8 protein-coding genes are annotated in these 13236 nt (G+C 67.4%); 4 read left to right on the top strand and 4 right to left on the bottom strand.

Annotated features, from left to right (window positions below):
• Positions 1 to 228 precede the first annotated feature (228 nt).
• On the top strand, positions 229 to 3090 hold the full coding sequence (locus AC5RWG_RS14215) for a PKD domain-containing protein (protein WP_494167201.1): 2862 nt from the start codon (positions 229 to 231) through the stop codon (positions 3088 to 3090).
• Positions 3091 to 3142: 52 nt separating this feature from the next.
• Here the strand turns inward: AC5RWG_RS14215 and AC5RWG_RS14210 are convergent, their stop codons facing one another.
• Entirely contained in the window at positions 3143 to 4786 is a 1644-nt protein-coding gene (locus AC5RWG_RS14210; protein WP_494014305.1) for a RecQ family ATP-dependent DNA helicase, read from the bottom strand.
• Between the two features lie 256 nt (positions 4787 to 5042).
• Between AC5RWG_RS14210 and AC5RWG_RS14205 the strand changes: the two genes are divergently transcribed.
• Both AC5RWG_RS14205 and sufU read left to right on the top strand, forming a co-directional pair.
• Positions 5043 to 6359, top strand: a complete 1317-nt coding sequence (locus tag AC5RWG_RS14205; RefSeq protein ID WP_494014304.1) for a cysteine desulfurase — start codon at positions 5043 to 5045, stop codon at positions 6357 to 6359.
• Between the two features lies 1 nt (position 6360).
• The gene (sufU, locus tag AC5RWG_RS14200; RefSeq protein ID WP_494014303.1) at positions 6361 to 6822 is read left to right on the top strand and encodes a Fe-S cluster assembly sulfur transfer protein SufU; all 462 of its coding nucleotides are present in this window, start codon (positions 6361 to 6363) and stop codon (positions 6820 to 6822) included.
• A gap of 71 nt (positions 6823 to 6893) precedes the next feature.
• On the opposite strand, the gene AC5RWG_RS14195 is transcribed toward sufU, so the two are convergent.
• Positions 6894 to 7115 carry an SCO4848 family membrane protein gene (locus AC5RWG_RS14195; RefSeq protein WP_494014302.1) on the bottom strand — a complete coding sequence of 74 codons (222 nt, stop codon included), beginning with the start codon at positions 7113 to 7115 and terminating at the stop codon, positions 6894 to 6896.
• A 16-nt stretch (positions 7116 to 7131) separates the two neighbouring features.
• The gene (locus tag AC5RWG_RS14190; protein WP_494014301.1) at positions 7132 to 7632 is read right to left on the bottom strand and encodes a DUF2505 domain-containing protein; all 501 of its coding nucleotides are present in this window, start codon (positions 7630 to 7632) and stop codon (positions 7132 to 7134) included.
• Positions 7633 to 7782: 150 nt separating this feature from the next.
• On the opposite strand from AC5RWG_RS14190, the gene mfd reads away from it, so the two are divergent.
• On the top strand, positions 7783 to 11397 hold the full coding sequence (mfd, locus tag AC5RWG_RS14185; protein ID WP_494014300.1) for a transcription-repair coupling factor: 3615 nt from the start codon (positions 7783 to 7785) through the stop codon (positions 11395 to 11397).
• 12 nt (positions 11398 to 11409) lie between these two features.
• On the opposite strand, the gene AC5RWG_RS14180 is transcribed toward mfd, so the two are convergent.
• The gene (locus tag AC5RWG_RS14180) at positions 11410 to 13191 is read right to left on the bottom strand and encodes an ABC transporter ATP-binding protein (RefSeq protein WP_494014389.1); all 1782 of its coding nucleotides are present in this window, start codon (positions 13189 to 13191) and stop codon (positions 11410 to 11412) included.
• Between the last annotated feature and the right edge of the window lie 45 nt (positions 13192 to 13236).

The following is a 13236-nucleotide window of genomic DNA, read 5'->3' as shown; positions in this document are numbered from 1 at the left end:
CGAAAGAAGAACTGGTAGCCGCAGGCCCCCGCCGAGTGTTTCCCGTTTGTTTGATCCCCGGCAATATTGGTGCAGCCTAGGGTCTTTTCTTTGATCCCGATTTGCATGTCCGGGATACCGAATGAGGGGCCGCAGCTATTCCGCCGCGAAAGCGGAAACGGGGGAGAACAGGAATAAACAATGCGAAGACTCTTATCCATATTTACGGGACTACTGCTGGTCGCCGGCATGGGATTGGCAACGCCCGGGGCGGCCGTGGCCGCCGACGTTAGCCACACCCAGGTGGTGCGGGCGAACCCGGTCAACTACACGCCGCACGTGCTCGACGGCATCGTGTTCTCCATCGCGGAAGCGGGGGACATGATCATCCTTGGCGGCTCGTTCACGCGGGTGCAGGCGAGCACGGGAGGCCCGGAACTGGTCCGCAACCGCATCGTCGCGTTCAACAAGAACACCGGCGCGATCAGCAACTCGTTCGCACCGGACTTCAACAGCACGGTCCGCAGCGTGGTGGCATCCGCGGACGGGCAGTCCGTGTACGTCGGCGGGCAGTTCGGAACCTTGAACGGGGCCAGCGTGCAGAAGGTCACCAGGCTCTCGGTGAGCAACGGGGCCCGCGTCACCGGCTTCAATCCGGGGCAGATCAACTCGGTCGTGCACGACATGAAGTTGGTGGGGAACCGGCTGTTCATCGGGGGTGAGTTCGACAGCATTGGCGGGCAGCAACGCAGCAAGCTAGCCGAGCTGGATGCATCGTCCGGCGCGCTGCGTCCCACCGTGAACTTCGAATTCGTCGGCGGCGCGACAGGCACCGGCGACGCCGGGATCAACGTCTTCGTGCACAAGTTCGACACCACCCCGGACGGGAACACCATGTTCATCACCGGGCACTTCGCCACCGTCAACGGGGCGGATCGAAACCAGATCGCGAAAATCAATCTCGCCGGTGCGACTGCTACGGTGGACCAAAACTGGCACACGGACCGCTACGATGCCCGCTGCAACTTCCAGCGGGCTTACTATGTGAACGATCTGGACTTCGCCCCGGACGGGTCAAACCTGGCAGTCTCGACATTTGGCGGCTATGGCTCCGGTCCGCCCAGCCTCTGCGACAGCATCGCGCGCTGGGACAGCGCCGCCTCCGGCCAGCAGCTCGACCCGACCTGGATCAACTGGGTCGGCGGCGACAGCATCTATGCCCTGGAGCATGTCGGCGCGCACATCTACTTCGGCGGGCACAACCGCTGGATGAACAATCCGTTCGTGGGTGACGCGGCGGGACCCGGTGCGGAAGTCCGCGAAGGCATTGGCGTCATCAGTTCCGCCAACGGCATGGCCTTGGCGTGGAATCCCGGACGTGACCGCGGTCGTGGAGTCTTCGACCTGCTGGCCACGGCCACCGGCCTGTGGGTCGGGTCCGACACCGATCGCATCGCCAACTCCCAGTACCGGGCCAGAATCGCGCATTTCCCGCTGGCAGGCGGCTATGCGGCGGCTACGGCAAGCGCACCGCGGCTTCCCGTGGATGTCCTGAAGTCGGGATCCGGCGCTGTCCAGCAGGTCTACTTCGACGGCCGCAGGGCCACTCCGGTCACCGGGGTGCCCTCCGGCAACGTGGACTGGGCCAATGTCCGCGGCGGCTTCGTGGCCGGCGGTTCGCTCTACCTGGCCATGGCCAACGGGACCATGGAAAAGCGGTCCTTCAACGGAACGCAGATCGGCGCGGCCGAGCAGGTCAACCTGCGGAACCTGGACAGGACCGACCTGGCCACGTTCGGCCGGCAGACCTCCAGCTACAAACTGGCCAACCTGGGCCAGGAGCTGCAGGGCATGACCGGCCTGTTCTACTCCAACGGACGGATGTACTACACCGTCCAGGGCCAGCCCAACCTGTACATGCGGTATTTCGAACTGGACACCGGCACCATCGGCGCCCAGCAGCACGTCATCACCGGCGCAGCCGCCGGCGTGGACTGGCGCAACGTGAGCGGCATGTTCCTGGCCGGAAACACCCTGTACTGGGCCTCCGCCAACGGCAACCTCAATGCGGTGAACTGGACCGAACCCGTCGGCCGCGATGGCCGGGTGTCCGGCACCACCGCGGCGGTCAGCGGCCCGGGCCTGGACGGCGCCAACTGGGCCGCCCGGTCGCTGATCGCACGAACCAGCACGTCCGCTCCGCCGCAGAACCAGGCGCCGGTCGCGTCGTTCACGGCGGAGTGCAACGGGTTGAGCTGCGTCTTCGACGGCTCGGGGTCATCCGATCCTGACGGTACGATCGCATCTCATGCCTGGCGGGTCGCGGGCGGACCTTCGGCCACGGGCGAGGTGTTCTCGCACACCTTCACCGCGGCTGGCAGTTACGGGGTGACCCTGACGGTGACGGATGCCGCCGGTGCAACCGCGTCGGTGACCCGGACGGTGACCGTATCGGGTTCCTCGCAGCCGCCTCCCTCTGCCAGGGTTGCGTTCGTGGGTTCGGTGGCAAGCTCCAATACCGGATCGGCCATGAACCACAGCGTCCAGTTGCCGGCGCAGGTAGCGGCCGGCGACGTGCTGGTCGCGGCGTTCTCGGCGAACTCGGCCACGGTCGGCCTGACGCCGCCGGCCGGGTGGACCCTGGCTGCGGAGGTAGGGACGACGTCCATGCGCTCGGTGCTGTACTCGAAGGTTGCCACGGCGCAGGATGCCGGGGCGACGGTGACGGTACGCACCGCCGACTGGGCGCGTGGTTCGCTGGCGGTCTCGGCCTACCGCGGGGCACAGATCAGTGCCGCGTCCTTCGGGTTCGAGCGGGAAACCGTGAGCCGGGCAACCCACACCACTCCGGTGATGACTGCCGCGGCCGGTGACTGGGTTCTGTCGTACTGGGCGGATAAGACCGCTTCGACGACGTCCTGGACGGCACCTGCCGGCGTGACGATCCGCCAGACCGGCGCCGGGACGGGCACCGGACACCTGAGCTGGCTGGTCGCCGACAGCAACGGCCCGGTGTCCGGTACCAGGGCCGGTGGCCTGACCGCTACCGCTGACAGCGCCACCGCCAACGCCGTCATGGGCACCATCGTCATCCGCCCGGCGACGCCGTAGCAACAACTGGCAGCAAACAGACCCCGCCGGCTCACCAGCCGGCGGGGTCTGCCTATGTCAATAGGCCGTCGTCCGCCTCGATGGCCGAAAGGGCGATGTCCTTGTAGCCGACCGATTCGAACAGGATCGTGATGCGGTCCGGCTGGGTGCCCATGACGATGCCGGGCCCCCACTCGCGGTGCTTCACCGGACGCTGGATCTCGTAGCCCTCCGGCATCTCAGCTTCCCGCGCTTCAACCTCCGTTTCGGACGTGGCCTCGCAGTTGTCGCAATTGCCGCAGTAGCCGTCCGTCTCCTCGCCGAAGTAGTTCAGCAACCAGTCGCGGCGGCAGTGATCCGTCTCGGCGTAGCCGCGGGCCATTTCAATCCGCGACTCGTCGATCCGGTGCCGCGCGTCGGCTTCTGCCAGTGCCTTTTCCGCGGCGGAAGCGGGGTCCGCGCCGCCGACCGCCCGGTAGCCCTTGCGGTTCACGGTGATGCTGCCGCTGTGCTCCAGGAAGTTGAGCAGGCGGGATTGTTTCCGCTGCGACAGGCCGGTGTGTTCGCGCAGCGCCGCGGGCCGGAGGGGGCCGTGGTCCCGGACGGCGCTGAAGACACCCGCGAGCTCATCGGGGTCGGGGGCGCCGCCGGCGAAGAACCGCTGCAGGCCCAAATCCTCGGACCGATAGTGCAAGATGGTCCGCGCCGGTTCCCCGTCCCGGCCTGCGCGGCCGATCTCCTGATAGTAACTGTCCAGCGAATCCGGGATGTCGGCGTGCACCACGAACCGCACATCCGGCTTGTCGATCCCCATGCCGAAGGCGGAGGTAGCCACGACCACGTCCACCCCGTTCGCTTGGAAACGCTCATGGATCGCCTCCCGGTCCGCGGCCGTCCGGCCTGCGTGGTAGGCGTCGGTCCGCAGGCCGCGCTCGGCCAGCTCGGCGGCGTATCTCTCGGTGTCCCTGCGGGTGGCCGTGTACAGCAGGCCGGGCCCGCCGAGTTCTGCCACCTGGTCCACCACGGCCCGCCGCTTGCCGCCGTCCTCGTGATGCCGCAGGACCTGAAGGTGCAGGTTCGGCCGGTCGAAACTCTGCACGTTGATGAACGGGTCGTGCATGCCCAGCCGGTCGACGATCTCCGTCCGCGTGTGCGGTGATGCGGTGGCGGTCAGCGCGACGACCGGCGGGTGCCCCAGCCGCTTCACCACCGAGGTCAGCATCAGGTAGTCGGGCCGGAAATCGTGTCCCCAGGACGAGATGCAGTGTGCCTCGTCCACCACCAACAGCGAGATGTCCTGTTCGGCCAACCGCCGCAGGGTTTCTTCACGGGCCAGTTGTTCGGGCGCCAGGAACAGGAACTTCGCCTCCCCGCCGGCCACCGCGTCCCACGCCGCCCGTTCCGCGGAGGACCTCACGTGCGAATTCACCGCGAAGGCCCGCTGCGCGCCCAGATCGGCGTTGATGGCATCCACCTGGTCGTGTTGCAGCGCAATCAGCGGAGAAATCACGACGGCGGTGCCCGGCAACGCCACGGCAGGAACCTGATAGATGGCGGACTTTCCGTGCCCGGAGGGCATCACGGCCAGGACGTCCTCACCGCGGGCGGCCGCCGCCATGGCGTCCAACTGCCCCTCGCGGAGGACGTCCCAGCCGAAGGATTCTTCGGCCACCTTGCGCAATTCGTCGTGGTCGGGCGTTTGGGAATGTTCGGGCATCAGGCTCCTGCAGGTCGGGTCAATGACGGGGTTCCAGTTCGTTTCTAACGAATCCGCAGGGGTTTGTATATAGCCGATAAGGGCGGACCGACGACAGTTTCGCCGCCGCCCGCGGTGACCGGGGCCCGCGGGTAAGGCATGGCTCAGGTGACCCCGCACCCGCTGAAGTGGGATGATTAGCGCAGACTTGTCTTGCGTATTGTCGGCCAATAGCGGGACAAACCGGTTCCAGCCATCGATCCAAGGAGCACCTCAGGTGTCTGTGGTATCCACCCCCGCAACCCTCAAGCATGCCGCCGGCATGATCGACAACGCTGAAGCGCGGCGCATCCGCAACGACTTTCCCATCCTCGACCAGCAGGTGAACGGTTCGCCGCTGGTGTACCTGGATTCGGGCGCCACCTCGCAGAATCCGCTCTCCGTCATGGAGGCCGAACAGGAGTACTACGAACAGCGGAACGCCGCTGTGCACCGGGGTGCGCATATGCTGGCCGTCTCCGCCACCGACGCTTTCGAGAACGCGCGGGAAACCGTCGCCGGTTTCATCAATGCCGGCATCGACGAGGTGGTCTGGACCTCCAATGCCACCGAAGCCATCAACCTGGTCGCCTATGCCTTTTCCAACGCCAGCGCCGGCCGCGGCGGGGCGGCCGCGTCGCGTTTCGCGCTGGGGCCCGGCGACGAGCTGGTGGTTACCGAGATGGAGCACCACGCCAACCTGATCCCCTGGCAGGAGCTCGCCTTCCGCACCGGCGCCACCTTGCGCTTCATCCCGGTGGACGACGCCGGTGCGCTGCGCCTCGACGAGGCGGCGCACGTCATCGGCCCGCGCACCAAGGTTGTGGCGTTCACCCATGCCTCCAATGTGCTGGGGACCATCAACCCGGTGGAGGACCTGGTGAAGCTTGCCCGCAAGGCGGGCGCCGTCGTCGTGCTCGATGCCTGTCAGTCAGTGCCGCACATGGCCGTGGACGTGAAGGCGCTGGACGTGGACTTCGCCGCCTTCTCCGGGCACAAGATGCTCGGTCCCACCGGCATCGGCGTGCTGTACGGCAAGGCGGAGCTGCTCAACGCCATGCCGCCGTTCCTGACCGGCGGCTCCATGATCACCACCGTGACCATGGAACAGGCAGACTATCTGCCGTCCCCGCAACGCTTCGAAGCCGGGACCCAGCGCATCTCGCAGGCGGTGGCGTTGGCCGCGGCGGTCGACTACCTCCAGGAGACGGGCATGGACCGGATCCATGCTTGGGAGGCCGAACTGGGGCAGCGGCTGGTGGCCGGACTCTCCGCCGTCGACGGTGTCCGGGTGCTCGGCCCGGCCGCCGGGGCCGAACGGATCGGTCTGGCCGCCTTCGACGTCGAGGGGGTCCACGCCCACGATGTCGGCCAGTTCCTGGACGACAAGGGCATCGCCGTGCGCGTCGGCCACCACTGCGCGCAGCCGCTGCACCGGCGCCTCGGCCTGGTGGCCACCACCCGGGTCAGCACATATCTGTACAACACCACCGACGATGTCGACGCCTTCCTGGACGCCGTCGCCGGGGTCCGCCCGTTCTTTGGAGTTAACTGACGTGAGTGCTGAACTGCAGCAGCTGTACCAGCAGATCATCCTGGAGCACGCCAAGAAACGGCACGGGGCGCCCCTGGCGGATCCGCCGCCGGGAGACAAGTCCGGCGAGTCGCACATGCTCAACCCCACCTGCGGCGACGAAATCACGCTCCGCGCCGCCGTGCACGAGGACGGCGCCGCGACCATGCTCTCCGACGTCAGCTGGGACGGGCAGGGCTGCTCCATCTCGATGGCCTCCGCGTCGGTGCTGAGCGACCTGGCGCAGGGCATGGAGCGGGAGGAGCTGCTGAAGGTGGTGGACAGCTTCCGCGAACTGATGCGCTCGCGGGGGAGTGTTGAGGCCGACGAAGAAATCCTCGGCGATGCGGCCGCGTTTTCCGGCGTCTCCAAGTATCCGGCGCGGGTGAAGTGCGCCATGCTCGCCTGGGTGGCGCTGGAGGAAGCCTTGCTGGCGGCGAACTGACCGGATGCACAAGGGGCCGGGCGGCGCGTCATGCGCCGCCCGGCCCCTCCTGTGGCCTCTAAGCGTGGTGCCTAGCCCGCCAGTCCGCGGGCGCCGATCACCAGCGTGGCGATGCCCAGGATCATGGAGGTGGTCGCCTTCATGAATTCCATGGTGAAGTAGCGGGTCATGGCGCCCTTGTCGTCTGTGGAGCGGGGATCCTTCCACACACGGACAAGATGCGGGGCCCAGACAAGCAAAGCCCAGACGCCGGCAAGGATCAGCACCCAGGCCAGGACAGCCGGAATATTCACTGCAGCGGCTCCCGGATCAGGCGCGGCCGGACAGCCAGGCCTCGGCCTGCTGCGCCTGGATGTTCAAGGCCTTGCCGAGCATCGGCTCGGCGGCGGCGGCGATCTTGCCGCCCAGGAACGGGATCGAAGACTTCACGTCTCCGCTGAGGTCCACCCGCGTGGAGCCGCCGTCGGCCACGAGCTGCTGGACCGCGGTGACGTCCACCGGGGCACCGGCCACCTTCATGCTGACGTCGGCGGTGCGGGAACCGTCGGCCGCCGGCGCCTGCCACCGTTCGGTCTGGGTGACGGTGAGCGAGTCACCGAGCATCTTCTTCGCGATCTCCGGCAGCCGCGCGCTGGGAACCTTGCGGACCACGGTCAGCGTGAAGGCGCCCGCAACATCGCCGTCGCGCTGCACGGACTCCAGCGTGCCGCCGACCAACTCGCTGATGTGGCGCAGGAACGCCTCGTCGGTGAAGGTTTCGGTGACCTTGGCTGCGGGATAGGGCAGGGTGGTGGAAGCGCTGAGCGCCATGAAGACTCCCGGTTTGTCGGAACTGGTTGGGCCAGCATCCATCCTACTGTGCGCGGTAAAGTTGGTCCCTGACCCTCAGTTGCGCCGGATCCAGGTGCGCCGAACTGGAGGGTATTCGTGTTGCGCCCGACCGGAAGAAGATGGAACACAATGAGCCTGAACGGACTGCGCACAGCCCTCGCCCAAGACGAATCGTTCGCGAAGGTACGGCTGCAGTCGGCCCGGCCCGTGGCAGAGCGCAGCGAGGATCTGCAGATCGGTGCGCCGCCCGGGCTGCGGGCCGCCCTGCTGGCCGAAATGGTGCAAGGGCTGGAGGCGGGCGCCGGCGAGGGGGCCGCGCCGGGCGACGGGTCCGGGCCCGGCGTCGTGCTGGCGGTGACGGCGACCGGGCGGGAAACCGAAGACCTGGCGGCGGCGCTGCGCAGCTACTTGCCGGATGAGTCGATCGAGGAGTTCCCCAGCTGGGAGACGTTGCCGCATGAGCGCCTGTCGCCGCGGTCGGACACGGTGGGCCGCAGGCTATCGGTGCTGCGCCGGCTGAAGCACGACGACGGGGCGGCGCCGCTGCGGGTGGTGGTGGCGCCGGTGCGCGCGGTGCTTCAGCCGCTCGTGCAGGGACTGGGGGATTTGCAGCCTGTCTCGCTTACGGTGGGCGACGAGGTCGCCTTCACCGACGTGGTCCGGCGGTTGTCCGAAGCCGCCTACGCCCGGGTGGACATGGTGAGCCGGCGCGGGGAGTTTGCCGTGCGCGGCGGGATCTTGGACGTCTTTTCGCCCACCGACGACCACCCGGTCCGGATCGAGTTCTTCGGCGACGAGGTCGAATCGATGCGCTGGTTCGCCGTTGCCGACCAGCGCTCCCTGGCCGGGGAGAACGTCAAGCACCCCGCCCAGCTGTACGCGCCGCCGTGCCGGGAGCTGTTGATCACGCCTTCGGTCATGAGCCGCGCCGCCAAACTGAAGGGGCAGATGCCGGCGGCGGCCGACATGCTGGAGAAGATCGCCGGGGGCGTCGCCGTCGAAGGCATGGAATCGCTGTCGCCGGTGCTGGTGGACGCCATGGTGCCGTTCATCGGGGAGCTTCCGCCCGGTTCCATCGCCGTCGTCATCGAACCGGAAAAGGTGCGCGGCCGCGCCCATGACCTCGAGACGACGAACGACGAGTTCCTGGCCGCCGCGTGGGCGACGGCTTCCGAGGGCGGGGACGCACCGCTGGACCTGGCGCTGCAGGGGGATCTGGAGCAGGCCGGCTTCCGGTCGCTGGGGGACACCCGGGCTGCGGCCGCGGAACAGCAGGTGTCGTGGTGGTCCATCACTTCGTTCAATCCGGACGACGAAACGGTGCTGGACATCGACACGTTGACCATCGCGGCCAGGGAACCCAGGGGCTACCAGGGCGATGTGGCCGAAATGATGGAGTTCATCGGTTCCCGCGTGCGCGACCAGTGGCGTGTGGTCGTGGCGACCGAAGGCCCGGGCCCCGCCGCCCGCATGGCCGAACTCTTCCACGATGCCCAGATCCCGGCCTCCCGCGTCGAATCGCTGGAGAACGAGCCGCAGCCCGGGATCATCGAAATCACCACGGCCAGCACGGGCAAGGGATTCGTTTTCGACGGGCTGAAGCTCGGCCTGCTGACCGAAGCCGACCTGCTGGGCCGGGCCACCGCACGCTCTACCAAGGACATGCGGAAGATGCCGTCGCGGCGGCGCAACGCCGTGGATCCGCTGCAGCTGACCGAGGGCGACTATGTGGTGCACGAGCAGCACGGCGTGGGCAAGTTCATTGAACTGGTGCAGCGCTCCACCGGTGCCGGACCCACCAAGGCCATGCGCGAATACCTGGTGCTGGAATATGCCTCGTCCAAGCGCGGCGCCCCCGGGGACCGGCTGTTCGTGCCGACGGACCAGTTGGACCAGGTCACCCGGTACGTGGGTGGCGAGACCCCCGTCCTGTCCAAGATGGGCGGCTCCGATTGGGCCAAGACCAAGAGCCAGGCCCGCAAGGCGGTCAAGGAGATTGCAGGCGAACTGATCCGGCTGTACTCGGCCCGGATGGCCTCCCGGGGGCACGCCTTCGGACCGGACACCCCGTGGCAGCGCGAGCTGGAAGAAGCCTTCCCCTACATCGAGACGCCCGACCAGTTGACCACCATCAACGAGGTCAAGGCGGACATGGAGCGGGAAGTCCCGATGGACCGGCTGATCTCGGGCGACGTGGGCTACGGCAAGACCGAGATCGCGGTGCGGGCCGCGTTCAAGGCGGTCCAGGACGGCAAGCAGGTCGCCGTCCTGGTTCCCACCACCTTGCTGTCCCAGCAGCACTTCGAGACGTTCAGCGAACGCTTCTCCGGGTTCCCCGTTAGGGTCAAGGCGTTGTCCCGCTTCCAGACCCCCAAGGAAGCCAAGGACACGATGGAAGGCATCAAGAACGGCAGCATCGACGTCGTCATCGGAACGCACCGGCTGCTGTCCAAGGAGGTCCAGTTCAAGGACGTGGGACTGGTCATCGTGGACGAGGAGCAGCGCTTCGGCGTCGAGCACAAGGAAGCGTTGAAGAAGATGCGCACCAACGTGGACGTCCTGGCCATGTCCGCGACGCCGATCCCGCGCACCCTGGAGATGTCCCTGACCGGCATCCGCGAGACCTCCACGCTGGCCACCCCGCCGGAGGAGCGCCATCCGGTGCTGACCTATGTCGGCCCGTACACCGACAAGCAGACGACCGCTGCCATCCGGCGCGAGCTGATGCGCGAGGGCCAGGTCTTCTTCGTGCACAATCGGGTGTCGTCGATCGAGCGGCAGGCGGCGCGGATCCGGGAGCTGGTGCCCGAGGCGCGGGTGGAAGTGGCGCACGGGCAAATGAGCGAGTCACGGCTGGAGCAGATCATTGTTGACTTCTGGGAGAAGCGCTTTGACGTCCTGGTCTGCACCACGATCATCGAGACCGGGCTGGATATTTCCAATGCGAACACCCTGATCGTTGACCGGGCGGACCGGTACGGCCTTTCCCAGCTGCACCAGCTGCGCGGGCGGGTGGGCCGCGGACGGGAACGGGCGTACGCCTATTTCCTGTTCGACGCAGAGAAACCACTGGGCGAAGTTGCCCTCGAGCGGCTGAAAGCCGTGGCCGCGCACAACGAGCTGGGCGCGGGCATGCAGCTGGCACTGAAGGATTTGGAGATCCGTGGCGCGGGCAACCTGCTGGGCGGGGAACAGTCCGGGCACATTGCCGGCGTCGGTTTTGATCTTTACATCCGGCTGGTCGGCGAGGCGGTGGCGGATTTCCGCGGCGAAACGGAGCAGAAGGTCGCCGAAATGAAGATCGAACTGCCCGTCAACGCGCACCTGCCGCACGATTACGTGCCGGGGGAGCGCCTGCGCCTGGAGGCCTACCGGAAGCTCGCCCAGGCAAGTACACACGAAGCCATCGACGAAGTGGTGGCCGAGCTCACCGACCGCTACGGCGAGCTGCCCGAGCCCGTCCGGAATCTCGTGGCGGTGGCGCGCTTCCGCGTCGAGGCCCGCGCCGCCGGGCTGACCGACGTGGCGGTGCAGGGCAACTTCATCAAGTTCGCGCCCGCGGCGCTGCCGGAGTCCAAGGTGATGCGGCTGAACCGCATGTACCCCGGGTCGCAGGTGAAGCCGGCGCTGGACTTCATCCTCGTCCCCAAGCCAAAGACCGCCCGGATCGGCGGCAAGGACCTGGCCGACCTGGCCATCCTTGAATGGGCGCAGGGCGTCATCGACGCGGTGTTCAAGGAGTAACGGCGCGGGTGGCTAGGCCGCCAGCGCCGCATACCGGCCGTCGGCGTCGAGCAGGGACTCGTGCGTTCCCTGTTCGACGATCCGGCCGGCCTCGAGGACGGCGATCTGGTCGGCATTCCGAACAGTCGAGAGCCGGTGGGCGATGGTGATGGTGGTGCGGCCGGCGGCCAGCCGGTCGAAGGCCTGCTGGACAGCGTGTTCGGTCTGGGTATCCAGTGCGCTGGTTGCCTCGTCCAGCACCAGCACCGGGGGATTGCGCAGCAGGGTCCGGGCGATGGCAATCCGTTGCTTCTCGCCGCCCGAGAACCGGTGCCCGCGGGACCCGACGACGGTGTCGTAACCATCCGGCAGCGCCGCGATGTGGTCGTGGATTTGGGCGTCCCGTGCGGCCTGCTCGATGTCGGCATCGCTGGCATCCGGCTTGGCGTAGCGCAGGTTCTCCCGCACCGTGGTGTGGAGCAAATAGGTGTCCTGGCTGACCACTCCCACAATGGCGGCCAGGTCGGCCAGGCGCAGGGAGCGGAGGTCGACGCCGTCGATGGTGACGCGACCTTCCGTCGGATCCTGTAGGCGGGCCACCAGGGCGGCCAGGCTGCTCTTTCCGGATCCGGTCGGGCCGACCAGGGCCAGGGTGGAACCGGCGGGGACAGTCAGGTCCACATGCTCGATGGCCGGTGTCCCGCTGTCCGGATAGCTGAAGCTGACGTTCTCGAAGCGGACATGGCCGGCGACCTTCGACGGATCCACCGGGGCGGGGGAGGCTGGCTCGGCGATCTCCACCGGCAGGTCCAGATACTCGAAAATCCGGGCGAAGAGCGCCAACGAGCTGGTGACGGTGATCGTCACGTTCAATAGTCCGAGCAACGGCCGGAAAAGGCCGCCCTGCAGCGCCGTGAACGCCACTACCGTGCCGATGCTGATGTTCCCTGCCGCCCCCGGCAGGCCGGCGGCGAAGTAGATGACGGCGGGGACGGCGGCAAAGATGATGCTCATGGTTGCCATCCGCCAGCGCCCGGCCAATTCGGAACGAAGTTCCAGGTCGGTCAGCCGCTCCGACGAGGCGGAAAACCGGGCGGCCAGGTCGTCTGCGGTGCCCAGCGTCTTACTCAGCTGGATTCCGCTGACCGAGAGCGATTCTTCGATGGTCACATTCATGTCGGCCAGTTCCCGCTGGCGGCGCGCGGTCAGCTCCCGGCGCACCTTGGCCACCTTGCGGGTCAGCACAACGGCCGGCGGCATGACCAGCAGCGAGATCAGTGACAGCTGCCAGGACAGCGCCGCCATGGCCACTGCCGTGGCGACGACGGTGGTCAGGTTGGTGGCAATCCCTGTTGCGGTCGAGGTGACCACCGATTGCATGCCGCCGATGTCGTGTGTGATGCGGGACTGGATTTCCCCGCTGCGTGTCCGCGTGAAGAAGCCGACGGACTGGCGCTGGAGGTGCGCGAAGACCTCGGTCCGCAGGCTGTGCATGACGCGTTGGCCCACCCGGGTGGCAATCCACGTCTGCAAAACGCCGAACAGGGCCGTGACCGCAGCGACAACCAGCATCCCGGCGGTCAGCCAAGCCAGCAGCGGGAGCTGCTGGCGGGGCAGGGCCGTGTCGATCACCGCGCGCAGGAGGAACGGCGAGGCCATGGCGGCGGCAGAGGAAGCGACGATGATGCAGGTGACGAGGGCCAGTTGTCCCCGGTACGGGCGGAACAGGGCGGCGATCCGCTTTAGCGGTACGTGCCGGGCTTGTTCTTTTTCTGCGGCCGTCGGCTCCCTTACGGGCCCGCGGCCGGCGGGCATTCCGAAGGTTTCCGTCGGAACCACCTCGATCCGTGATGAAGGGGG

The organism is Arthrobacter sp. Y3221160, from assembly GCF_059092585.1.
Note: the sequence above shows the minus strand (reverse complement) of the source record. Positions and strands in the feature narration are given on the sequence as shown.